We start from the raw sequence: 22,734 nt of genomic DNA, 5'->3' as shown, positions 1-22,734 counted from the left end.
AGCCCCAGACGCTACCCGAGGGTTCCCCCACTCACCAGTTCACTATCCACAGGCTCGAGGATGGCCACGCACTCGATGTGGTGGGTCATCCCGAACAGATCGAAGGCCCGCAGCGACGCGATCCCGTAGCCGAGCCGTCCGAACGTCTTCAGGTCCCGCGCCAGCGCCGCCGGATCGCACGCCACATACGCGACACGCCGCGGCCCGAGCGCCGCAACCCGCCGTACGACGTCCTTGCCGGCGCCTGTCCGCGGTGGATCGAGTACGACGAGGTCCACGTGCTCCAGCCCCTGCCCGGCCGCCGCGTTCAGCACTCGGTCGACGTCGCCGTTCTCCAGCGTCACGTCCTTCAGGTCGTGCAGGTTCCGTCGGGCGTTCCGGACTGCGTCCTTGTCACCCTCGATCGCCAGCACCGCACAGCCAGCCTCGGCCAGGAACGCTGCGAATAGCCCCACACCGGAGTACAAGTCCAGCGCGGTCTCCCCCGCAGCTGGCTCCAGTCCGCTGAGTACGGCGTCCAGCAGCGTCTCCGGCGCCGCGGGGTGGACCTGCCAGAACCCGCCGGCCTCCACCAGGAAGCGCCGCTCCCGCACGACCTCGACCAGCCGCTCACCAGGATCCCGGTCGGTCTGTACGGCGGTCTTGCCCTCCGACGACACCAATGCCTGTACGGACGACACGCCGGGCCACCGCGACGACAGCACGTCCGGAGTCCCCGGATGGGCGATCAGGCAGCGGTCGATCGGCACCAGGTCGTGCGAGCGGTGCGCGTACATCCCGGGCCGCTCGTCCACGACGGCGTACCGCATCCGCGTCCGCCAGCCCAGACCGTCGTCGCCGGGCGACTCCATCACGATGGTCCGCTCGATCCCGCCGATCCGCCGGAGCGTGTCCGACACCACGGTCGCCTTCAGCCGGCGCTGCTCGACGATGTTCGCGTGCTGGAAGTCACACCCGCCGCAGAGCCCCGGACCGGCGTACGGGCACGGCGGCTCGATCCGCTGCGGGGACGGCGTCAGTACAGACACCGCATCCGCGCGCAAGTACTTCGCGGTCTGCTCGGTGATCCGGGCGTGCACCAGCTCTCCCGGCAGCGCGTGCCGGACGAACACAACCTGTCCCTCGTGCCGGGCGACGCAGTGTCCCCCGTGCGCGACTGGCCCTACCTCCAGCTCGACTACCGCCCCAACCAGACTGTTCTCGTCTGTCACCGATCTCCTGACGCCTTGCGGGCCCCGCGCCGTACCTGGCCGGCGACCCGTTCTACCCGATCCTGCCGCTCCTCGGCCCCCTGCGAGGAGAGCAACTGATAAGGAACCGACGTAACCATCACACCAGGTGTGAACAAGAGCCGCCCCTTGAGCCGGAGTGCGCTCTGGTTGTGCAGGATGTGTTCCCACCAGTGCCCGACGACGTACTCCGGGATGTAGACCATCACCACGTCCCGCGGCGACTGCCGCCGGATGTCCTGCACATACTGCAGGATCGGGCGGGTGATCTCGCGGTACGGCGAGGCCAGCCGCTTCAGCGGGATCGGGATGCCGCGCGCCTCCCATTCGGCCTGCAACGCATCCGCCTCGTCCCGGTCGACGTCGACGGTGACCGCCTCGAGCGTGGACGGGCGAGCCGCCTTGGCGAACGCCAGCGCTCGCAGGGTCGGCTTGTGCAGCTTGGAGATCAGCACGATCGAGTGCACCCGGGACGGCAGCATCAGCGGCTCGTCACCTTCGGCAGACATCTGCCGACGCACCGTCTCGTAGTGGCGGCGGATGCCCTTCATCAGCAGGAACAGGACGGCCATCGCGATGATCGCGATGTAGGCGCCGTGCGTGAACTTGGTCAGCAGGACGATGATCAGTACGACGCCGGTCATCGTCAGACCGATCGCGTTGATCACCCGGGACCGCATCATCTGTCGCCGTTTGACCGCGTCGGTCTCGGACTTCAGATGCCTGGTCCAGTGCCGGATCATGCCGAACTGGCTGAGCGTGAAGCTGACGAACACCCCGACGATGTACAGCTGGATCAGCTTGGTCACCTGGGCATCGAACGCGATGATCAGCCCGGCCGCGCACAGGGCCAGCAGGATGATCCCGTTGCTGTAGGCGAGCCGGTCGCCGCGGGTGTGCAGCTGACGCGGCAGGTAGCCGTCGCGGGCCAGGATCGAGGCGAGTACCGGGAAGCCGTTGAACGCGGTGTTCGCGGCCAGCACGAGGATCAGCATGGTCGCGCCGATCACCACGTAGAAGGCCGGCTGGAAGTTCGAGAACACCGAGTCGCCGATCTGGCCGATCACAGTCTTCTGGGTGTAGCTGTCGCCGACCGGCTGCCCGTTCTCGTACAGCTGCGTCGCGGGATCCTCGGCGTACCGGAGCTGGATCTTGCTGGCCAGGAACAGGATGCTCATCAGCATCGTCACCGCGATCGTGCCGAGCAGCAGCAGCGTGGTCGCCGCGTTCTTGCTCTTCGGCTTGCGGAACGCCGGTACGCCGTTGCTGATCGCCTCGACACCGGTCAGCGCCGCACACCCGGACGAGAACGCCCGCGCCAGCAGGAAGACCGCGGCCAGCCCGGTGAACACCTCGTGACCGGACTCGGCGCGAACCTCGAAGTTCGCGCTCTCCGCCATCGGCAGGTTGCCGGAGGCAAGCCGGATCAGGCCCCAGATCGCCATCCCGATGATCGAGAACATGAAGATGTACGTCGGGACCGCGAACACTCCACCCGACTCACGGACTCCGCGCAGGTTCATCGCGGTCAGCAGCACCACGAGGCCGACCGCCAGCGGCACCTCGTGCCCCTCCAGGAACGGCAGCGCCGACTTCGCGTTCTGTACGCCGGACGAGATCGACACCGCCACCGTCAGCACGTAGTCGACCATCAGCGCACTCGCCACGGTCAGCCCCGCCGTCGGGCCGATGTTCACCGTCGCGACCTCGTAGTCACCGCCGCCCGACGGGTACGCGTGCACGTTCTGCCGGTACGACGCGACCACCACGAGCATCACGAACGCGACGAGCAGACCGATCTTCCAGGAATAGCTGTACGCCGCCAGACCGGCGATCGACAGCGTCAGGAAGACCTCGTCGGGGGCGTACGCGACCGACGACAGCGCGTCGCTCGCAAACACCGGGAGGGCGATGCGCTTCGGCAGCAGGGTCTCACCCAGCTGCGTGCTGCGCAGTTTGCGACCGAGCAGCAGCCGTTTGCCGAGGTCACCTAGAGCGGGAGTCACACCGGTGATGTTAGAGGGCTCCCCGGTCCGGTGTAGCGTCTATCCCTGCCGAACCGAGCCAGCGGCCCCAGGTGGGGCAAGGAGTGATCACTCAGTGCACGTCGTCATCATGGGCTGCGGCCGCGTCGGGTCCATGCTCGCGCGTGGCCTGGAGAGACGCGGCCATACGGTCGCGATCATCGACCAGACGGCCGACGCGTTCCGGCGGCTCAGCCCGAACTTCACCGGCCGGACCATCGTCGGCATGGGCTTCGACCGCGAGGTGCTGATCGAGGCCGGGATCGAGGACGCCGAGGCGTTCGCGGCCGTCTCCAACGGTGACAACTCGAACATCCTGGCCGCGCGGGTCGCCCGCGAGAACTTCGGCATCTCCAACGTGGTGGCCCGGATCTACGACCCCGGACGCGCCGAGGTGTACCAGCGGCTCGGTATCCCCACGGTCGGCACGGTCCGCTGGACGGTCGACCAGATGATGCGCCGGCTGCTGCCCGAGGGTTCCGAGCCGGAGTGGCGGGACCCGTCCGGCACGATCCGGCTTGCCGAAGTACATGTACACGCGGAGTGGGTCGGGCGGCTCGCGTTCGACATCGAGAAGGCCACCGGCGCCCGGGTCGCGTTCCTGACCCGGCTCGGCGAGGGGATGCTGCCCCGGCCCGACACGGTCATCCAGGAGGGTGACCTGGTCCACGTCGTGATGCCGGAGCGGGATGCCGCAGCGATCGAGTCCCAGCTCGGCACGAAGCCTGAGGAGCTGTGATGCGCGTAGCCATCGCCGGTGCCGGGAACGTCGGACGTTCGATCGCCGCCGAGCTGCTGGAGAACGGCCACGAGGTGCTGCTGATCGACAAGGACCCGCGGGCGATCAAGGCCGAGTCGGTGCCGCGCGCCGAGTGGCTGCTGGCGGACGCGTGTGAGCTGTCCTCACTGGAGGAAGCGGCGTTGCAGCGCTGCCAGGTGGCGATCGCCAGCACCGGTGACGACAAGGTCAACCTGGTCGTCTCACTGCTCGCGAAGACGGAGTTCGGCGTACCGCGAACCGTTGCCCGGGTCAACCATCCGCGCAACGAGTGGATGTTCAACGAGGCCTGGGGTGTGGACGTCTCGGTGTCGACGCCGCGGATCATGTCCGCACTGGTCGAGGAGGCGGTGTCGGTCGGCGACCTCGTCCGCCTGTTCACCTTCCGCCAGGGCGACGCAAACCTGGTCGAGCTCACCCTGCCCGAAGACTCCCCGATGATCGGCCAACGCGTCGGCGACATCGACTGGCCCCTCGACACCGCCCTGGTCGTCATCCTCCGCGAGGGTCGTGTACTACGGCCGGACCCGGAGGGCACGCTAGAGCTCAACGACGAACTGTTGTTCGTAGCAGCCGACGAGACAGAAGAGCAGCTAGAAGACATGCTCTCCCCCCACCACCGCAAGTCGGAGTAGCAAAGGAAAGGACACCGCTTCGCGGCGGCTGCCCTTTGCCGCCTTCGGCGGTGTGCGCGGCACGTACTACTTCCAGGTGGACGGCGGTGGGGCTCCGGCCGTCGCCTGGCGGGCGAGCTGGGCGCGTAGGACCAGCTGCATACGGCCCGCACGGCGCCGATCGGCATCGACGCGAGACGAGCAACCCGCCGAAGGCGGCAAGAGGCAGTCGCCGCGGAGCGGTGTCCGATTTACTTCTTGTTGCCTCGGAGCAGGTGGGTTATGTGGTCGCGGGCTTCGTCCCATTTTTCTGCAGGGAGGGAGCCGCGGAGTACGGCGTAGGCGAGCCAGATGGCTAGCGCGTAGAACGGGAGGCCGAGGCCGATCTTGGCGATGCCGAGGGCGTTGAGGCTGCCGGTGAAGTACAACGGGACCTGGACGATCAGGCGGATCGCGAACAGGCCGACGAAGACCAGCGTGGCCCGGGAGAAGCCCTTGAGCATCGCGGGGTCGCGGCGCCAGGCGGTGCCGGTCTGCGTGATGACGCCGTACAGGACGCCGAACAGCGGCCAGCGGATCAGCACGGTGATCAGGTACAGAGCGCCGTACCCGAGGTTGGTCAGCAGACCCGGGACGTAGAAGTCCTTCGCGTTCCCGGTGCGGTTCGCGACCCAGGCCGAGATCAGTACGCCGATGAAGCCGCCGATGATGTTGCGCAGCTGCTGCCGGCGGACCAGACGCACGACCGCGATCACTGCGGCGATACCGACCGCGATCATCAGCGACAGCTGCAGCTTGTGGTCGGTGACGGCGTACGCGACCAGGAACGCGATCCACGGCAGGCCGATGTCGAGCAGTGCGCCCCAGCCGCCCAGCGCGTGGAAGAAGTCCTTGTCGGTCGACTTCGCGGGCTTGCCGGGCTCCTCGTCGGCGGGCGGCATGGTCGCCGCCGCTTCGACCTCGGGCTTGAGGATCTCGACCAGCTTCTCCTCGAGGTTGTCCTCGACCTGGTCGCGGCGTGACGTCGGCTCAGCCATGCGCGGCCGTCGGTCGCAGCTCGTAGCGGGGGTTGAACATCACCCGGTCGCCGTCGACGACGCCGATCCGGCCGGACGCGATCAGCTCCGATCCGGCGTGGATGCCGCCGATCTTGCGTCGGCCGAGCCAGATCAGCTTGACCGTGCCGGTGCCGTCGTACAACTCACCCTCCAGTGCTGGTACGCCGCCGCGCGGGCTGAACGTGATCGTGCGCAACGTGCCGTACAGCGTGACGAGTTCCCGGTCGTGACAGCCGGTGATGGAACGCGCGCCGCAGTCCTGCGCGAAGTCCTGAAGGACCTCCGCGTCCTGCTGATCGCGGTCTCCGGCCAGGCCGCGGAAGGCACGCTTCCACAACCCCGCGGGTTTGCTGCTACCCATGACGTCGAGTGTAGTCCGCTCAGGCTTCCTCGGTCGGAGTCGGCTGGGCACCCGGCGGCAGCCGCAACGGCAGCGACTCACGCACGGCCATCGGCTCGTCGCCGCGGACCACGACCGCGTTGCGCAGCGTCTCCTCCATCGGCAGCGCGGCGTCCGGCTCGACCGCCGCGCGGCCCAGCACAGTGGCGCGGAGCAGCCAGCGCGGGCCGTCCACACCGATGACGCGGGAGGTCTGGCTGAAGATCTGTCCCTCGGGGTCCTCGACCGGTACGACGAGCACCAGCTCGGTGCCGAACTGGCCGTCGTTCTCGGTCGCCGTACCGCCCATCCGGCTGGCCTCGGCGGCGATCTCCTGCCGGACCTCGTCCCAGATGCCGCTCGAACGCGGCGCCGCGAAGGCACGCAGCTCGAGCGCGGAGTCCTCGAGCATCAGCAGCACCGCCTGGACGACGCCGCTCTGCTCGTCGACCTGAAGGCCCAGCTCCATCCCGGGCACGATGGTGACCACCAGCGCGCCCAGGTCGATCCGGTTCTCCGCTTCCAGCAGGACGTCGGCGTCGACCTCGGTCGAGTCGAACGGACCCTCGGAGCGCACATCCAGCGGACCGTCCTCGGCCAACGCGTCGGTGTCGTTCGTCTCAGGATCGTTCTTGCCCTTGCGGCGGAAGATCACAGCTCTTGCCTACTTCCTTGGTATTAGTACAACTTCAGCACCGCGCCGTAGTCTCGCGCATCCGTCAGGTCAACGGATGCACGTGCTCAGCGTGTCACATCGCCGAAGCCGCCGGTCGACCCGTGCCCCTGGTCACCGCGTGCGGAACCGGGCAGCGAGGTCACCTCGACGAACCGTGCCTTCTCCACCTGCTGGATGACGAGCTGGGCGATCCGGTCGCCCCGTCGCACAGTCACCTCGGTGTGCGGGTCGAGGTTGATCAGGCAGACCTTGATCTCGCCGCGGTAGCCGGCGTCGACGGTGCCGGGCGCGTTGACGATCGAGACGCCGTGCTTGGCGGCGAGGCCGGATCGCGGATGCACGAAGGCGGCGTACCCGTCCTGCAGGGCGATGGCGATGCCGGTGCCGACCAGGCCGCGCTCCCCCGGCTTGAGGGTCAGGTCGGCCGCTGCCACCAGGTCCGCGCCGGCGTCGCCGGGATGCGCGTACGACGGAAGCGGGAGTTCGGGGTCGATGCGCTGGATGAGTACCTCGGTCACGAGAGGCGACCCTATCGAGCGCGCCGCGACGGGTTCGTGCCAGGCTGGGTCCGTGGGTAGCTATCGCGAGAGTCTGCGCGTGCCGGTGTCGTGGTGGATCATCGCCGCCGCCGCTGTGATCACGCTGTTCGTCATCACCGCGGTGCCGGCCGGACTGATCGCCGGGATCATCGTCGGCGGGCTCGCGGCGGTGCTGCTGGTGACGCTGTTCGTCCGGTACGGCGGTGCGCGGGTCGAGGTCGACGACGTACGGCTGCGGGCCGGGCGGGCCGAGATCGACCGGTCGTACCTCGGCACGGTCGAGGCGCTGACCGGTGAGGACGCGCGGCTGGCGTTCGGGCGCGACTGCGACCCGAAGGCCTATCTGGTACTGCGCAGCTACCTGCCGGGCGCCGTACGGGTGCAGATCACCGACCCGGGCGACCCTGCGCCGTACTGGCTGATCGCCACGCGGCACCCGGACCGGTTGGCTGCCGCGCTGAGGGGGCACAGCGTGGGAAGATCCTGACTGTCAGCAGTCGCGTAAGGAGAGTGCAGTGGTCGGAGCGAAGATCGGCTGGAAGCTGGTGCAGGCCGCCTTCACGATCGTGGTCGGCCTGGCCGCGAGCAAGGCGGTCAGTGCGGCCTGGAAACTCGGGTCGGGCGGGAAGCCGCCGACGAAGGACGGCGCCGGCGGGTACGCGGAGGTCGTCACCTGGGCCGCCGCGAGTGCCGCCGCCGCAGCCGCCGCGAAGCTGTTCGCCGAGCGCCGCGCGGCCGCCTACTGGCTCAAGTCCACCGGGTACGCCCCGCCCGGCTACGAACAGGACGCGACCCGGCGGCTCGTGAAGGGCACCGACACCGGGCTGGCCAAGAAGGACTAGCAACAGGCATGACCAGCGGGACCGTCCCCGGAAGGGAGCGGTCCCGCTGGCGTTGCTACGAAGAAGGGCGCTGGTGTCAGGCTGCGCAGTCGCGGCAGATCAGCTGCCCGTTCTTCGTCTCGGCGAGCTGGCTGCGGTGGTGAACCAGGAAGCAGCTCGAACAGGTGAACTCGTCGGCCTGACGCGGGAGGACCCGGACCGCCAGCTCCTCGTGACTCAGGTCCGCGCCGGGCAGCTCGAAGCTCTCCGCGGCCTCGGCCTCGTCCTCGTCGACCTTGCCGGAGTTCTTGTCGTGACGGCGAGTCTTGAGCTCCTCGATCGACTCTTCGGAAGCGTCCTCGTCCGTCTTGCGCGGGGCGTCGTAATCAGTCGCCATGGTGTTTCCCTGCCCTCTTCGTACCCGTGGTGTTGCCTGCTGAGCCCTTGAACGGGTAGAGCGGCCGAGAAATTCCGCGTCGGCGCACCGCGCTGAATCTTCGTCCCCCGAAACCCTTGACAGCCAGGCCGGGATCGGCAATCACCTCTCCCGAGGACGGGATTGTGCCCTATAAAGCGCCGTAATGCACGACTGGGTCCATGCTGTGGCCCGCGTGTCGCCACAAATGTCAGGACCGAACACCAAAATGCTCATTAGTGCGCGATACTGCGCAGCAACGAGCACTCAACGACACTCAGACGCGCAACGGGTTCGCAGCGGCCAGCAGGTCGTGGAACGGCGCGAAGAGCGCCGGACTCGCCGCGATCGACATCTCCGGCGACACCGGAGCACCGTTCAGCCCGCCGACCGTCGCCCCGGCCTCGGCCGCGATCAGCGCACCCGCTCCGTAGTCCCACGGGTTCAGTCCGCGTTCGAACACCACATCCAGCCGGCCGCAGGCGACGTAGCAGAGGTCGATCGCGCCGACCCCGATCCGGCGGATGTCGCGGACCTTGGTGATCAGCTGCTGGATCACCTCCGCCTGCACCTGCCGGCGCGCCGGGTCGTACCCGAAGCCGGTCCCGACCAGGGCCTGGCTCAGCTCGGTCGCGCCCGACACCTGGATCGCCTTGCCGTCCGCGAACGCGCCACCGCCCTTGGTCGCGGTGAACACCTCGCCCTTCGGCGCGTCCACCACCACGCCGGCGACGGTCTCCCCGTCGTACTCGACGGCGATCGAGACGGCGTACGTCGGGATGTCGTAGAGGTAGTTGACCGTGCCGTCGATCGGGTCGACCACCCAGCGGACGCCGCTGGTGCCGACCACGTCGTCACCCTCCTCGCCGAGGAACGAGTCGTCCGGGCGGGCTTGGAGGACCCGGGCCCGGATCAGCTCCTCGGACTCGCGGTCGACCGCGGTAACCACGTCGGTGAGGGTGCTCTTGGTGTCGGCGACCGTGATCGTGCCACGGCGGCGTTCGACGATCAGCCCGGCCGCCTCCTCCGCCACCTCCACGGCGAGCTTGAGAAGGTCTTGCGAGCTTTCCGGGGAGGTCATACGGCTTCCTTCTGAGGAGTAGGGCGACGCAGGGGTGGGCAACAGTCGTGGCGGCAGTCGTCCCAGGCCGGGCCGAGCTTGCCGACGCAGGGCCGGTCCGGCTGCTCGCCGCGCTCGGCCGCTGCCCGCTCGACGACCAGGTCGCGGAGCATCGTGACGAACTTCGGGTCCGTCCCCGGGGTCGCGGCCCGCGCCATCGGCAGGCCGAGCTTCTGGGCCGTCTTCGCGGCCTCGGTGTCGAGGTCGTAGATGACCTCCATGTGGTCGCTCACGAACCCGATCGGCACCACGGCCACCCCCGGCACGCCTTCGGCGGCCAGGACCTCCAGGTGGTCGTTGACGTCCGGCTCGAGCCACGGCACCTGCGGCGGGCCGGACCGCGAGCAGTAGACGAGGTCGGTACGGCGCACCTGGCCGGTCCGGCGCTCCAGCTCAGCCGTGATCTCCGCAGCGACGTCCAGGTGCCAGTCGACGTACCCGTTGCCGTCGGGCCCGCTGGTCGCGTTCATCGCGGTCGGGATCGAGTGCGTCACGTACGCGATCGCGCTGCCCTCGGGCAGCCGGCTCAGCGCGTCGGCCGTCGACTCGACGAACGACCCGACGAAGCCGGGGTGGTTCGCGTAGTGCCGGAGCTTGTCGATCTGCGGCGCGTCCGGGACCTCCCGGGCAGCGTCCTCAAGGTTCTCCCGATACTGACGGCAGCCGGAGTACGACGGGTAGGCGGACGTGACGATCACCACTGCACGTCGTACGCCGTCGGCCGCCATCTCGCGCATCGTGTCGGTCAGGTACGGCGCCCAGTTGCGGTTGCCCCAGTAGATCGGAAGGTCGAGCCCGATCTCGTCGAACGAATCGCGCAGCGCCGTCAGCAGCTCGCGGTTCTGGCCGTTGATCGGGCTCTTGCCGCCGAAGGCGTAGTAATGCTCCCCGACCTCCTTCAGCCGCTCGTCCGGGATCCCGCGGCCGCGGGTCACGTTCTGGAGGAACGGCAGGACATCTTCAGGCTTCTCGGGGCCTCCGAAGGAGAGCAGCAGGACCGCGTCGTACGGGGGTGCAGCAGGCGACATATTCCAAGCTTCTCAGACGGCCGGAGGATAGGGTGTTCCCGGTCTCTCATGCTCAAGCCTTACTCTCACCTCATGCGCCGTCCCGGTGCCGGCGCTTTCTTCGCCGCCGGGATCCTCGGGCGTATGCCGATCTCGATGATCGGCCTCGGCATCGTGATCCTGATCGCCCGCGAGAGCGGCTCGTACGGCCTGGCCGGCGCGGTGTCGGGCGTCGCGGTCATCGCCGGTGCGTTGACCGGACCGGTGCAAGGCCGGCTGGTCGACCGGTTCGGCCAGCGGATGCTGTTGCTGATCGGTTCGGTGGTCTGCACGATCGCGCTGGGCGGTCTGCTCGTCGCAGTACGTGCGACCGCCGCCACCTGGATTCTCTACGCGCTGTCGTTCGTTGCCGGTGGCACCCGTCCGCAGGTCGGCTCGTTCGTCCGTGCCCGCTGGACGCATCTGCTCGGGCGTGGCCGTGCGCTGCAGACTGCGTTCGCGTTGGAGGCGGTCGGCGACGAGGTCGTCTTCATCGTCGGTCCGGTGCTGGTCACCACGCTGGCGACGCAGTGGAGCCCGTACGCCGCTCTGACGGCCGCCGGCGTACTGGGGCTGGCCGGCGGCATCTGGCTGGCCACACTGCGTGCGTCCGACCCGCCGGGGCGTGGCAAGTCGGACGGCACCGAGCAGGCACGGATGCCCTGGCTGTCGATCACACTGCTCAGCCTGATCGGTCTCGGCCTCGGTGCGACTCTCGGCGGCGCAGAGGTGATCACGGTCGCGTTCACCACCGAGAAGGGCCAGGCGGGGCTGGCCGGCGTCGTACTGGCGATCTGGGCGTTCGGGAGCCTGCTGGCCGGGCTCTGGTACGGCTCTGTGCACTGGCGTGCTCCCGTGGAGCGTCGGCTGCTCATCGGCACGATCGCACTCGCTGTCACGCTTGCACCGCTCCCCTGGGTCAACGGCGTGCTGATGCTCGGCGTGGTGCTCTTCTGCTGCGGCATGACGATCGCCCCGACGATGGTGGCGGTTACCGCCTGCGTCGAGGAGTGGGTGCCGCCGGAGCGGTTGACCGAGGCGATCACGTGGACCGTCACCGGCATCCTGCTCGGCGTTGCACCTGGCAACGCTGCCGCTGGGCACGCTGTCGACGTGTTGGGTCCGTCCGACGCCTACTGGGTCCCGTTCGGCGTCGGCATCGCGTGCGCGATCGTTGCCGCCGTCTCAATCACCTTTGCTCGGCCTAAGGAACGGTTCGCCCACAACTAGACTTGTATCTCCGGTAACGGGAGATGTGAGGGTGTTGGGCATGGACCACTCGATCGGTGCGGTGGCGCGGCTTGCCGGTGTATCGGTGAAGACCGTGCGGTACTACTCCGACCTCGGGCTGCTGGCCTCACGTCGGACGACGGCCGGCCATCGACGGTACGACGCGAGCGCGGTCGCGCGGCTGGAGCTCATCCGCACACTGCGTGCTTTGGGCCTCGATCTGGAGACGGTGCGGGCGGTGCTGGAGCGGGAGCGGACGCTGGCCGACGTACTCGCGGCGCATGCCGACGCACTCGCCGTACAGATCCGGACGCTGCAGGCGCAGCACGCGGTCGTGTCAGTGGCCACTCATTCGACTCCCGAGGAGCTCATCCACATGACTGCACATTTCGAGGAAGCCCGCCGGACGCTGATCGCCGACTTCCTCACCGACACGCTCGGCGACGACCCCGTACTCACCGCAGCTCGCCAGAACCTCACACCCGTACTCGCTCCAGACGCGGAACCCCAGCAGGTCGAGGCCTGGCTGGAGCTGGCCGAGCTGGTCTCGGCAGAAGACTTCCGTGCCTCGGTACGACGACTCGCAGCCGGCTGGCTGGTCCTCGCCGGGGACGACCCGCTGCGGGCGGATCCGGAACTGCGCGCGCAGATGATCGAGCTGCGGCGTACTGCGGATCCGCGCTGGCATCGGTACGTCGAACTGGTTGCCGTGGTCAACGGATGGGCGCCGCCGTCACTGGTTGCGGGGTAGCGGCGCGTTCCAGCCGCGGCGGATCGCGACGAGCCGGATCGTGAAGCAGGTCAGCGCGGCGGCGATCGGGACCCAGAGGGCGTGGTACTCGAGCGCCGCCGCGACCACCACGATGCCCGCGCCGAGCAGCGCCGGGGTGGCGTAGATCTCGGAGCGGAGTACGACCGGGACGCGGCCGCTGAGGACGTCGCGGATCACGCCGCCGCCGATGCCGGAGAGCGCGCCGAGCAGCGCGGCCGAGAACGGCGACAGGCCGAACTGGATGGCCTTCAGCGCGCCGGTCACGCAGAACAGCGCGAGGCCGGCCGCGTCGAAGATGTTCACCAGCCGCTCGAGCCGCCCGATCCCCGGATGCAGGAAGAACGTCAGGAGCCCGGCCGCGATCGGGACGACCAGATAACGCCAGTCCCGGAGCGCGGCCGGCGGAGTCTGGCCGATCAGCACGTCCCGGATGAATCCACCGCCGAGCCCGGTGACCAGCGCGAGCACCTGGATCCCGAACACGTCCAGCTTCTTCCGTACGCCGACCAGCGCTCCGGTGATCCCGAAGACGAAGATCCCCACCAGATCGAGAACTTGCAGCACCATGCGCCAGACGCTAAACCACAAGCGCTGCGCTTCCGACACTTCTATCGTTGGTGGGCATGAGCCGCGCCCCGGACGTCGACTACTCCGCCACCTCGCAGCGCCCTGCCTGGGACTCGTTGCCTCCGCAGTTGCAGGAGGCGCTGGCTGTTGCCCTGGGCACCGAGATCGTCTCGGTGGCCGATCCGGTCGGGTCCGGCTTCACCGGTGGGTTCGCGGCCCGCGCGCAGCTGGGCGACGGTCGGCAGGTGTTCATCAAGGCCGCGCCGTCCGGGATGCACGCCTATGGTGCCTACCAGCGTGAGGCCGAGGTCGTGCCACAACTTCCGACCGTCGTGCGAGCGCCGGCGATCGTTGCCACTGCGGAGGTCGAGGGCTGGTTCGCGGTGGCGTCCGAGTGGGTGGCCGGGCGGATGCCCGGAACTCCCTGGACGATAGACGACTTCGATCGAGTGACCGCTGCTTGTGAGGAGATGGCTCTCGCGTTGCGGCCCAGTCCGTTGGCCGGCTTGAAGCCGTTCGGGTATCTGGTCGAGGACGACGTTGCCGTGCCCGCGCAGATTCTCGCGGGTGAGCGCGCGCTGCCGAGGGGTTTGCAGCCGTGGTTGCCGCGGGTGCTGCCGGAGTTGGCCGAGTTGGCGGCGTCGGGGCCGGAGATCCTCGTCGGCGACACGGCGATGCACTCCGACCTGCGGCCCGACAACATGGTGATCGACGAGACCGGCACTTGCTGGATCGTCGACTGGAACTGGCTGACGCTCGGGCCGCGCTGGGTGGACTGGGCTGGTCTGTTGCCGATCGCGCAATACCAAGGCATCGACACGTTCGCGGCGATCAAGCGCAGTCCGCTGACGGCCGACGTACCCGACGAGCACCTGGATGTCTTCGCCGCGGTGATCGCCGCCTACATGTTCAAGAACACCGATGCCCCGCCGCCGCCCGGATGTACGCCCGCCCTGCGGGAGCACCAGCGGCTGCACGCATGGACGTACCTCGACTGGCTCGCCGTACGCCGGGGCTGGTGAGCGCCTACTGTTGTTCTATGACCAAAGGGCCGGCCACGAGGTTCAAAGTCGAGGTGCTCGATGGTGAGCGGACGTCGCGGCGTGAGGATGTCGTCACCACCGAGGAGCCGCTGGAGTTGCGGCTGGAGTGGCCGGGACGACCGCCCGAACCATTGGTCGTCACCATGCGCACGCCCGGCTCCGACTTCGAGTTGGCGGCCGGCTTCTGCCTCGGTGAAGGGTTCGCGGTCCGGCCGGACGCGATCCGGACGGTTGCCTACTGCACCGATGTGGCGCTGACCCGCGAGCAGCAGTTCAACACCGTCACGATCACCTTCGACGGTCCCCCGGACCGCGAGCCACCCCAGCGGTACGGCGTCACGTCGGCCGCCTGCGGCGTCTGCGGCCAGCAGAGCCTCGACGAGCTCGCGGATCGTGAGTACGACCCGGTGGACCCGGTCGAGGTCCCGGTCGACGTCGTACGGCGGTTGCCCGATCTTCTCCGCGAGGGGCAGACGACGTTCAACCGCACCGGCGGACTGCACGCGGCCGGCCTGTTCACCGCCGACGGCCGCAAGATCGTGGTGAAGGAGGACGTCGGCCGCCACAACGCGGTCGACAAGGTCGTCGGCTGGACCGTCCTCAACCACCACAGCCGCAAGGGCCTGGTCCTCGCCGTCAGCGGCCGCGCCGGCTACGAGATCGTCCAGAAGGCCGTCGCCGCCGGCATCGGCATGATCGTCGCCGTCAGCGCCCCGTCCAGCCTCGCCGTCGACCTGGCCCGCCAGTCCAACATCACCCTCGCCGGCTTCACCCGAGGCGAACGCTGCGTCGTCTACTCAGCCCCGGAGCGGATCACGCGTCCAGCTTGATGAACGTCGCCTTGGGGACGTATTCGTAGCGGTCGGGCATGCAGGTGAGGATGATGACCTGGCCGTGGTCGCCGGCGCGGCCCAGCAGGGCGCCCATGTCGCGGAGGCGGGCCTTGTCGGACCAGCCGAGGGCGTCGTCGAAGATAACGGGGACGCTGCCCTCGCCGGTGCTGACCAGGTGGCTGATGGCCAGGCGGGTGATGATCGCGAGCTGCTCCTGAGCGCCCGTCGACAGCGCGTCGACCCGCAGCCGTACGCCGTCGAGCTCCCGCTCCGCGACCGCGAGATCGTCGTCCAGCCAGACCTTGAATGACGGCCCGTAGACGCTGCGTCCCAGCGACTCGATGCGGGTCTGCAGCGGTTCGGAGTACTTCGTCTGTGCCTCGGCGCGATGCCGGCTCAGCGTCTCGTACACGCGCCGCGCCGCCTCTGCTCGGCGCTCCAGGCTGTCGTGCTCCGCGCGTATGGCGGCCAGCTCCAGGTCGGCCATGTCCCGCCGAGTCGCGAGCCCATCCCGTCCGGACTGCTCGAGCCGGCCTTCCGTCGTACGCAATGCATCGCGCAACGTGTCCCGCTCGCCTTGCAGCCGCTTCGCCACTGCCAACGCGTGCGTCAGCTCGCCCGCGACCTGATCCGCCCCGGCCGCATCCGCCTGCTCCTGTACGACGGTCAGCTCCTCGAGCACCGCCTCGACCTCAGCCGTCGCCTCCATCTCAGCCGCGGACACGCCGTCGTCGTCGAGCACGGCCCGCGCAGCCTCCAGCGCCTCGAGCGCGGACGCCAACCGCTCGCCCGCCAGCTCCGAGCGAGCCCGCGCGTTCTGCGCCTCGGACCGATCCTCGTCGGCCGCCTTCCGCGCCTGCGCCGCCGCGAACTCCGCGTCCGCCAGCAACCGCTCCACCTCGCCGAGCCAGTCCCGCGCCTCTTCGAGCACGCGTTGCGCCCCGGGGAGATCGTCCGGGGCCGGGGCGTGCTCGGCGACGTCGTCGAACAACGTGTCGTGCGCCGACGCGAACTCCGTGAACTCGGCGAACAACGACATCTGCCCGGGAACGCCTTCGACCGCAGGCTTCCCCGCATCCTCGGCGTCATCCTCAGGACCCAGCCGCGCCGTCAGGACGGCGATCCGCTCCCCCGGATCTCCCCCGGCAGTCAGCGACTTCTCCGTCCGGCGGGCTTCGTTCAGCTCGGCGGTCGCGGTGTCGGCCTTCCGCAGCAGCTCCCGCGCGGCAGCGACGTCCTTCACGCCGGCCTTCTTCAGCAGGTCCTTCTCCCGCCGTACGGCGTCGTCGACCCGCGACCGCAGCGTCGCCGCCTCGCCACCGGCCCGCACAGTCACCTCGAGCTGGCCCGGTACGCCGATCACCAGCTCGCCCGAGACAAGCACCTCGGTCGCCTCGTCGAAGCCGAGCTCCGAAGGCACGGCCCCGTCCAGACCGGTCCCCGACAACTCCACGGGCTCGGCGCCAAGTCGCCGTACAGACACCGCGGGTACGCCGGCCGCGAGCGCCGCGCGGGCCTCGACCACTGCCGCCCGAGCGTCCTCCAGCGCCGCGACGATCGCATCGTCGACCTTGATCCGATCGAGGATCGTCCCGGCCGCCGCGATCCGTGCGCGTACGTCGACCAGCTCGGTCTGCTGCCCCAGCAAGCGATCGAGCTCGGCGCGATCCATCAGGTCCGAGACCCGCCGCTCGGCCGCCTGCACGTCCGTACGCCGGAGGTCCTTGAGCTCCACGACCTCGGCCAGCGCCGCCTCGGCCGCCTGCACCATCTCGGCCGCGGTCTTGGCGACCAGGTCGGCGTCCGCGCGTTTAACAGCCAGGTCGGCCTCGAACTTCGTGAACCGCTCGACCTCGTCCAGCAGCCGCTCGCGGTCGAGCCGCGTCCGGGTGTGGTTCTCCAGCCGGGCCCGAGCCGTCTCCGCACGGGAGCGAACAGAGTCGCGGCGGAGCAGGATCTCGTCGGTCGCCTTCTTGCGTTCGCGCAGCTCCTCGACCGACTTCAGGTGATCGGACAGCCGGGTGTCGACATCGGACAGGTCGAGGTTGAGCCGCTCGGCCCGCCGGATGTCGGACTGGACTTCCTCCATCGCCTGCAACGCCTGCGCAGCGCCCAGCTCGGCGGCGGACACCGTCTTCGCGGACCTCGCGTAGTCGCCGGTCGGCTTCCCGCGCGGCGTCCAGTACCGCAGGTACTCGTGCTCGACCGCAGTCACCAACGGCATCGACGCACCGTCGACCGGCGTCCCCGACTCGGCGGTCACCGCGGTGATCAACGGCTCCGCATCAGCCGGCGTTGGCAGCACCAACGACTGGCCCTGGCTGACCATCAACGTCTGCCACAGCACCGGGTCGACGTTCTCGTGGAAGAGCCGCTCGGCCTCGTTGTGCGCCTCGCGACCGGTCCAGGACTGCCGCCGGCCGTCCGGCTCGACGATCGTCAGCTCGGTGGAACGGTTCTTCAGCCAGCGCTTGGAGTACGTCAACTCGCGGCCGCCGAGGCTCAGCTCGGCGGTGACCTCCGGGCCGACGTCCTGCCCGACCGGCTGGATGTCGCGGATCCGGGTCGACTTCGAGTCGTCGGGCAGCTCGAAGATCAGCCCGAACGCCTCGACCAGGCTGGACTTCCCGACCTCGTTGTCGCCGACCACGACGGTGGTGCCGAGCGCGCGGAACCGGACAATGCGGTCTGTGACGCCACGGAAGTCCCGTAGCGCCAAGCTGTGCAATCTCATCCCGCGTCCCGCGCCAATCGGTGCATCAAGGACAACGCCGCACCTGCGCCCTCGTCCCCGCCGGCCAATGCCTGGCGTAGCTCCTCCATCGCGGCGCGAGCGGGACCGCTCAGCTGCAACGACTCGAGGTCGGCCGCGTCCGGAGCGGGTCGCACTGTCCAGAACTTGGCCCACCGCTCCACGCTGGCGAACACCTCGCCTTGCGCGTCGATCATCGCGTCCAGCCGACTCAGCAACGGCAGCGGCAACGAGCCGTCGCCGGCCAGTCGCACGTACGTCCGCTCCTTGTCCGGCAGCTCGGCGAACCAGTCCTCGAGCGCCTGGATCGACTCCTCGTCGAACAACTCGACTCGGTGGTCGACCATGTGCCACGCGCCGACGCGCACCGGTTCGACCTCGATGGTCTCGGCGGCGATCGTCACCTTCAGCACATTGCCCGGTGCGTCCTCCTCGGGCGACGTGACCTCCTGCGTCCCGGAGAACCAGATCCGATCGGTCACCCGAGTCGTCGAGTGGCGGTCGCCGAGTCCGACGTACTGCAGCCGGCCGTCCGCGACCGCGGCCTCCAGCGCTGTCTGGTCGATCGTCGGTACGTCGGACATGCCGCCGGACAGGCTCGTCAGCTGACCGTGGGCGAGCAGGATCCTGACGATCCCGGGCTCAGGCGCGAGGTCGGCGTACCCAGGCGCGGCCGGATCCGACAGCGGACGGCGTGAACGCCACGGCGCGCCGACGATCTCGACCCCCGGCAGGATCTGGAAAGGCGTCGTTTCGGTCAGGACCGTCACGTGCTCCGGGGCGTGCGCCTGCCACTGGCTCGACGTCCACAGCGAGCCGGGCTCGAGAGCGTCGTGGTTGCCGGGCAGCAGTACGACGGGCACCGGGATCCGCTTGAGGGCTTCACAAGCGCGCAGGATCGTCTGCCGCTCGACCTGGTTGTGCTCGAACACGTCACCGGTGACGACGACGAACGCCGCCCCGGTCCGCTCCGCGACCTCGCCGATCCGTGCGACAGCATCCAGCCGCGCCTGGCCCCACCGGGCCTGACCGTCCGGCCCCAGGAACCGGCGCATCATTCCCAGCTGCCAGTCCGAGCTGTGCAGAAACGTGATCGACTCGTCCATTGCGTTGAGAACGCTAACCCGCCCCACCGACAACCGCCCAACCCAACACACCCGCAACCCTCACCCGCCCACACTCCGGACACCCCTCTTTGAGCACGGACCAACCGTTTTCACGTCAGCAAAACGGTTGATCGATGCTCAAAGAGGGGGAGGTGGCGCAATCAGGCGGGGAAGTCGGCGGAGCGGGAGAGGTTTGACCAGGTGGCTAGCTCGGTCTGGGCGGCGGCGTAGACGCCGGCGAGCGCCTCGACCGCGTCCGAGCCGAGCGGTAGGCGCAGCGGCGGTTCGGGGCTGGCGACGGCCGTGAGGATGGCCTGTGCGGCGCGGACGGGATCGCCGGGCTGGGTGCCGTTCCCGTTCGAGAGCGCGTCGCGGACGGCGCCGACGGGGCCCTCGTAGGTGTCGCTGATCTCGGTCACGTACAGCGCGCTCGGCTCGTTGAACGACGTACGGAACGCGCCCGGCTCGACGATCACCACGCGGATGCCGAACTGCTTCGTCTCGGCCGCGAGCGCCTCCGACCAGCCCTCGATCGCGAACTTCGACCCGCTGTACGCGCTGATCCCGGCGAACGCGAACCGGCCACCCTGACTGCTCAACTGCACGATCGTGCCGCTCTTGCGCTCCCGCATCCCCGGCAGCACGGCCTTCGTCAACGCGACCGGGCCGAAGAAGTGCAGCTCCATCAACCCGCGCAGTTCCTCGTCGGTCGTCTCTTCGGCCGCGCCGACCATCCCGCGCCCGGCGTTGTTCACGAGTACGTCGATCCGCCCGTGCTTCGCGACCACGTCCGCGACCACCGCCGGAATCGCCGCGGTGTCCGTCACGTCGAGCTTCACCACCGACAACCGCTCGTGCTCCAGCCCCATCGCTTCGGGCCGTCGTACCGCCGCGACCACGGTGTGACCGGCCGCCAGCGCCTCCTCCGTCAACGCCCGTCCGAATCCCGCGCCAGCACCCGTAATCAACCAGACCTCAGACATGCGAACAGCCTACGATCCGAAGGTGGCGACCTACCTGGAGACCGATCGGCTGACACTGAGCCGGTTCACCCCGGCCGACGTCGAGCTGCTGGTGGCGCTGGACTCCGACCCTGAGGTGATGCGGTTCCTGACCGGTCAGCCGACCCCACGGGATGAGATCGAGAACGTCGTACTGCCAGAGATCCTCAAGGTGTACGCCGAGCATCCGCAGCTCGGGACGTTCAAAGCCGAGGCGGCGGAAGGCTTCATCGGCTGGTTCGGGCTGCAACCGACCGCCGACGCGAAGACGGCCGGCGTCGGCTACCGCCTGAACCGGGCCGCGTGGGGCAAGGGCTACGCGACCGAAGGGACCCAGGCGCTGATCGCACACGCCTTCGGCCTCGGCATGGAGCAGGTGGTGGCGGACACGATGGCGGTCAACCATCGCTCGCGGGCAGTGATGCGACGATCCGGCCTGCGATTCCTGAGGATCTACCACGAACACTTCGACGATCCGCTGCCCGGGACCGAGTTCGGCGAGGTCCTTTACGGGGTAGACCGCGCGACCTGGGAAGCTGGTCGGCATGGATGAGAGGCCGTACGCCGTACTCGATATCGATGCGACGCTGTCCGACACGAGCCAGCGGATCCACTTCATCGAGCGGAAGCCGAAGGACTGGGACTCGTTCTTCGCGCATGCCAAGGAGGACGCCGTACTCGACGAGGGGCTCGCGGTCGCGACGACGCTGGCGACCGAGCACGAGATCGTCTACCTGACCGGGCGGCCTGAGCGGCTGCGACGGGACACGGTGAAGTGGCTGAAGGACAACGGCTTCCCGGACGGCAAGCTGTACATGCGCGGCAACACCGACCGGCGCCCGTCGACGCTGATGAAGCTCGGCCGGCTGCAACGCCTCGCCGAGCAGCGCCCGGTCGCCGTACTGGTCGATGACGACGTCAAGGTGATCGCCGCCGCCGAGAAGGCCGGCTACACGGTGATGAGGGCCGACTGGGGACTCGATGCCGAGACCCAGCCGACCCTCTTCGAGGCCCAGGAACACGAGGGCCGGACGTAACTACTTGCCCAGGACTACTTGCTGAGCCCGACGATCAACTGGTTCGGGTACGGCGGGTAGGCGGACAGGTAGAAGTTCTGCACCTTCGACCCGTGCAGGAACGCGTTCCGGGCGTAGATCAGCGGGACGACAGGTGCGTCGGCCATGATCTGCTTGTCCAGCGCGCCCCACATGCTCGCCGCCTTGGCCCGGTCGGTCTCGGCCGTCGCCGCAGCGATCGCCGCATCCACCGCGGGGTTGGAGTACCGCGACATGTTGTAACCGCCGTTGCCGATCTCCGAGCTCGCGAACAGCGGCTGGATGTTGCCGATCGCGGACGGGAAGTCCGGCAGCCAGCTCGACACGGTCAGGTCGAAGTCCGGCTTGTTGCCGGTCACCAGGTCGCTCCACGGCTCGTAGTCGAGCGGCTTGATGGTCGCCGTGATACCGGCCCGCTTCAGGCCCTGCTGGATCGCCTGCGCCACGCCCAGACCGTTGGTCTGGTCAGCGGCCAGCACCAGCTTCAGGTTGCTGACGCCCGCCGCGGCCAGCATCTGCTTGGCCTTGTCCGGGTCGCCGGCCGGCGGCGCCTCGTACGAGTCGAACTTGTTGTAGCCGTCGATACCCGGCGTGATCAGCGTCGACGCGATGTCACCGCCGTACTCCGGACCGCCCTCGGCGACCTGGACGGCCTGCTTGTCGACGGCGTACTCGATCGCCTTCCGGACCTGCAGGTTCTTGAGCGCGGGGCGCTGGGTGTTGATCGCCAGGTACTGCAGCGCACCCGACGGCGACGTGGCCACCCGGGCCTTGACCGCGGGGTTGCCGCTCACGGTCGGGATCAGCGCGGCCGGGACCGAGACGCCCGTGGTCGCGGCGAACTTGTCATCGCCGGCGTCGGCGATCAGTCGCTGGTTCACCACGTCGGGCTGCAGCCCCATCTCCAGCACGATCGCGTCCGGCAGGCCGGTCCGGGCCTGGTCGGTCGACTTGTCCCAGTTCGGGTTGCGCTCCAGCTCGAGCTTCGAGCCCGGTGCGTACGACTTCACCTGGTACGGGCCGCTGGCGACCGGCTTCTCACCGTAGTGCGCCGGGTCGGTGTCGGCCTTCTTCGGCACCGGCGAGAACGCCGGCATGCTGACGATCCACGGCCAGTCGCCGTACGGCTTGTTCAGCTTGAACACGATCGTGGTGTCGTCCGGCGTCTCGATCGAGGCCAGCTCGCCGCCCTTGTACGGGCCCTGGTACTTGTCGCCGCCGACGAGCAGCGACTTGTGGTACCCGAGTCCGCCGGACAGCTCCGGCGCGAACGACCGCTCCACGCCGTACTTGATGTCAGCGGCAACGATCGGCGAACCGTCGGCGTACTTCAGGCCGGACTTCAGCTTGTAGGTCCAGGTCTTGCCGCCGTCGCTGGCCTGGCCGGTGTCGGTGGCCAGGTCCGGGACCAGCTCGGCCGCCTTGCCCTCCGTGGTCTTCCAGGACGTCAGGCCGCGCAGTACGAGGTGGATCGTGCTGATCCCCAGGTTCTGGCTCTTGGCCGGGTCGAGGCTGATCTCCTTGCTCGTGGTGAGCACGTGCCAGGTGCCACCCTGCTCGGCGGCCGCGGTGCTGCCGCCGGTGGCGGTCTTGTCATTGGCGTTGCAGGCGGCCGCCGCCAACACCAGTGCGGCCGCTACCGCGACCGCTCGGGTTAGGTGTTTCATCATGTCCTC

The 22,734-nt window shown here is 68.9% G+C and carries 24 protein-coding genes; 10 read left to right on the top strand and 14 right to left on the bottom strand.

All coding sequences use genetic code 11. From position 1 onward, the window contains the following. Positions 1–11 precede the first annotated feature (11 nt). Together ACQPYH_RS18445 and ACQPYH_RS18440 are read right to left on the bottom strand one after the other, a co-directional pair. Positions 12–1,211 (bottom strand): class I SAM-dependent RNA methyltransferase, encoded by a 1,200-nt coding sequence (locus tag ACQPYH_RS18445; RefSeq protein WP_432892842.1) that lies wholly within the window; start codon positions 1,209–1,211, stop codon positions 12–14. After that, positions 1,208–3,235 carry an APC family permease gene (locus ACQPYH_RS18440; RefSeq protein ID WP_432892840.1) on the bottom strand — a complete coding sequence of 676 codons (2,028 nt, stop codon included), beginning with the start codon at positions 3,233–3,235 and terminating at the stop codon, positions 1,208–1,210. Before ACQPYH_RS18440 ends, ACQPYH_RS18445 begins: the two co-directional genes overlap by 4 nt. 94 nt (positions 3,236–3,329) lie before the next feature. Here ACQPYH_RS18440 and ACQPYH_RS18435 point away from each other — a divergent pair, with 94 nt between their 5' ends. Then, positions 3,330–3,992, top strand: a complete 663-nt coding sequence (locus tag ACQPYH_RS18435) for a potassium channel family protein (RefSeq protein WP_130450478.1) — start codon at positions 3,330–3,332, stop codon at positions 3,990–3,992. Next, entirely contained in the window at positions 3,992–4,666 is a 675-nt protein-coding gene (locus ACQPYH_RS18430; RefSeq protein ID WP_130450480.1) for a potassium channel family protein, read from the top strand. Before ACQPYH_RS18435 ends, ACQPYH_RS18430 begins: the two co-directional genes overlap by 1 nt. Before the next feature lie 230 nt (positions 4,667–4,896). Here ACQPYH_RS18430 and ACQPYH_RS18425 read toward each other — a convergent pair whose 3' ends face one another. From ACQPYH_RS18425 to dut, 4 genes are all read right to left on the bottom strand, one after another. Then, a complete protein-coding gene (locus tag ACQPYH_RS18425) occupies positions 4,897–5,682 on the bottom strand; it encodes a DUF3159 domain-containing protein (protein WP_432892837.1) in 786 nt (261 codons plus the stop codon). Next, complete coding sequence (locus tag ACQPYH_RS18420; protein ID WP_134098895.1) at positions 5,675–6,064, bottom strand: OB-fold nucleic acid binding domain-containing protein; 390 nt, start codon at positions 6,062–6,064, stop codon at positions 5,675–5,677. Before ACQPYH_RS18420 ends, ACQPYH_RS18425 begins: the two co-directional genes overlap by 8 nt. 19 nt (positions 6,065–6,083) lie before the next feature. Beyond that, positions 6,084–6,737: a DUF3710 domain-containing protein gene (locus tag ACQPYH_RS18415; protein ID WP_432892835.1), complete on the bottom strand. Its 654-nt coding sequence runs from the start codon at positions 6,735–6,737 to the stop codon at positions 6,084–6,086. An 86-nt stretch (positions 6,738–6,823) separates the two neighbouring features. Then, positions 6,824–7,276, bottom strand: a complete 453-nt coding sequence (dut, locus tag ACQPYH_RS18410; protein WP_130450488.1) for a dUTP diphosphatase — start codon at positions 7,274–7,276, stop codon at positions 6,824–6,826. 52 nt (positions 7,277–7,328) lie between these two features. On the opposite strand from dut, the gene ACQPYH_RS18405 reads away from it, so the two are divergent. Together ACQPYH_RS18405 and ACQPYH_RS18400 are read left to right on the top strand one after the other, a co-directional pair. Beyond that, positions 7,329–7,784, top strand: coding sequence for a DUF3093 domain-containing protein (locus ACQPYH_RS18405; RefSeq protein ID WP_432892834.1), 456 nt, complete (start codon positions 7,329–7,331; stop codon positions 7,782–7,784). Positions 7,785–7,812: 28 nt separating this feature from the next. After that, the gene (locus tag ACQPYH_RS18400) at positions 7,813–8,139 is read left to right on the top strand and encodes a DUF4235 domain-containing protein (protein WP_432892833.1); all 327 of its coding nucleotides are present in this window, start codon (positions 7,813–7,815) and stop codon (positions 8,137–8,139) included. A gap of 76 nt (positions 8,140–8,215) precedes the next feature. Here ACQPYH_RS18400 and ACQPYH_RS18395 read toward each other — a convergent pair whose 3' ends face one another. The 3 genes from ACQPYH_RS18395 to ACQPYH_RS18385 all read right to left on the bottom strand — a co-directional run bounded on the left by ACQPYH_RS18395 (position 8,216) and on the right by ACQPYH_RS18385 (position 10,681). Next, the gene (locus tag ACQPYH_RS18395) at positions 8,216–8,515 is read right to left on the bottom strand and encodes a DUF4193 domain-containing protein (protein ID WP_130379292.1); all 300 of its coding nucleotides are present in this window, start codon (positions 8,513–8,515) and stop codon (positions 8,216–8,218) included. Positions 8,516–8,810: 295 nt separating this feature from the next. Beyond that, positions 8,811–9,614: an inositol monophosphatase family protein gene (locus ACQPYH_RS18390; protein WP_432892831.1), complete on the bottom strand. Its 804-nt coding sequence runs from the start codon at positions 9,612–9,614 to the stop codon at positions 8,811–8,813. After that, positions 9,611–10,681, bottom strand: coding sequence for a ferrochelatase (locus tag ACQPYH_RS18385; RefSeq protein WP_432892829.1), 1,071 nt, complete (start codon positions 10,679–10,681; stop codon positions 9,611–9,613). Before ACQPYH_RS18385 ends, ACQPYH_RS18390 begins: the two co-directional genes overlap by 4 nt. Before the next feature lie 72 nt (positions 10,682–10,753). Between ACQPYH_RS18385 and ACQPYH_RS18380 the strand changes: the two genes are divergently transcribed. Beyond that, positions 10,754–11,929, top strand: coding sequence for an MFS transporter (locus ACQPYH_RS18380; RefSeq protein ID WP_432892827.1), 1,176 nt, complete (start codon positions 10,754–10,756; stop codon positions 11,927–11,929). Between the two features lie 40 nt (positions 11,930–11,969). Continuing rightward, a complete protein-coding gene (locus ACQPYH_RS18375) occupies positions 11,970–12,680 on the top strand; it encodes a MerR family transcriptional regulator (RefSeq protein ID WP_432892825.1) in 711 nt (236 codons plus the stop codon). On the opposite strand, the gene ACQPYH_RS18370 is transcribed toward ACQPYH_RS18375, so the two are convergent. Then, on the bottom strand, positions 12,663–13,268 hold the full coding sequence (locus ACQPYH_RS18370; protein WP_432892823.1) for a trimeric intracellular cation channel family protein: 606 nt from the start codon (positions 13,266–13,268) through the stop codon (positions 12,663–12,665). The two genes, ACQPYH_RS18375 and ACQPYH_RS18370, sit on opposite strands and share 18 nt — an antisense overlap. 56 nt (positions 13,269–13,324) lie before the next feature. On the opposite strand from ACQPYH_RS18370, the gene ACQPYH_RS18365 reads away from it, so the two are divergent. Beyond that, positions 13,325–14,290 carry a phosphotransferase family protein gene (locus ACQPYH_RS18365; protein WP_432892821.1) on the top strand — a complete coding sequence of 322 codons (966 nt, stop codon included), beginning with the start codon at positions 13,325–13,327 and terminating at the stop codon, positions 14,288–14,290. A gap of 17 nt (positions 14,291–14,307) precedes the next feature. Next, complete coding sequence (gene fdhD / locus ACQPYH_RS18360; RefSeq protein WP_432892819.1) at positions 14,308–15,141, top strand: formate dehydrogenase accessory sulfurtransferase FdhD; 834 nt, start codon at positions 14,308–14,310, stop codon at positions 15,139–15,141. On the opposite strand, the gene ACQPYH_RS18355 is transcribed toward fdhD, so the two are convergent. The 3 genes from ACQPYH_RS18355 to ACQPYH_RS18345 form a co-directional block, all read right to left on the bottom strand. Further along, positions 15,125–17,878, bottom strand: a complete 2,754-nt coding sequence (locus ACQPYH_RS18355) for an AAA family ATPase (protein ID WP_432892818.1) — start codon at positions 17,876–17,878, stop codon at positions 15,125–15,127. The two genes, fdhD and ACQPYH_RS18355, sit on opposite strands and share 17 nt — an antisense overlap. Next, on the bottom strand, positions 17,875–19,002 hold the full coding sequence (locus ACQPYH_RS18350) for a metallophosphoesterase family protein (protein ID WP_432892816.1): 1,128 nt from the start codon (positions 19,000–19,002) through the stop codon (positions 17,875–17,877). The genes ACQPYH_RS18355 and ACQPYH_RS18350 overlap by 4 nt, the downstream gene beginning before the upstream one ends. Positions 19,003–19,163: 161 nt before the next feature. Beyond that, on the bottom strand, positions 19,164–19,985 hold the full coding sequence (locus tag ACQPYH_RS18345) for an oxidoreductase (RefSeq protein ID WP_432892814.1): 822 nt from the start codon (positions 19,983–19,985) through the stop codon (positions 19,164–19,166). A gap of 22 nt (positions 19,986–20,007) precedes the next feature. Here ACQPYH_RS18345 and ACQPYH_RS18340 point away from each other — a divergent pair, with 22 nt between their 5' ends. Both ACQPYH_RS18340 and ACQPYH_RS18335 read left to right on the top strand, forming a co-directional pair. Further along, a complete protein-coding gene (locus ACQPYH_RS18340; RefSeq protein ID WP_432892812.1) occupies positions 20,008–20,556 on the top strand; it encodes a GNAT family N-acetyltransferase in 549 nt (182 codons plus the stop codon). Next, entirely contained in the window at positions 20,549–21,040 is a 492-nt protein-coding gene (locus ACQPYH_RS18335) for an HAD family acid phosphatase (protein ID WP_432892810.1), read from the top strand. Before ACQPYH_RS18340 ends, ACQPYH_RS18335 begins: the two co-directional genes overlap by 8 nt. A 14-nt stretch (positions 21,041–21,054) precedes the next feature. Here the strand turns inward: ACQPYH_RS18335 and ACQPYH_RS18330 are convergent, their stop codons facing one another. Then, a complete protein-coding gene (locus tag ACQPYH_RS18330) occupies positions 21,055–22,725 on the bottom strand; it encodes an ABC transporter substrate-binding protein (RefSeq protein WP_432892808.1) in 1,671 nt (556 codons plus the stop codon). Between the last annotated feature and the right edge of the window lie 9 nt (positions 22,726–22,734).

Origin of the sequence: Kribbella sp. CA-245084, from assembly GCF_050942355.1 — a bacterium.
GTDB lineage: Bacteria > Actinomycetota > Actinomycetes > Propionibacteriales > Kribbellaceae > Kribbella.
Note: the sequence above shows the minus strand (reverse complement) of the source record. Positions and strands in the feature narration are given on the sequence as shown.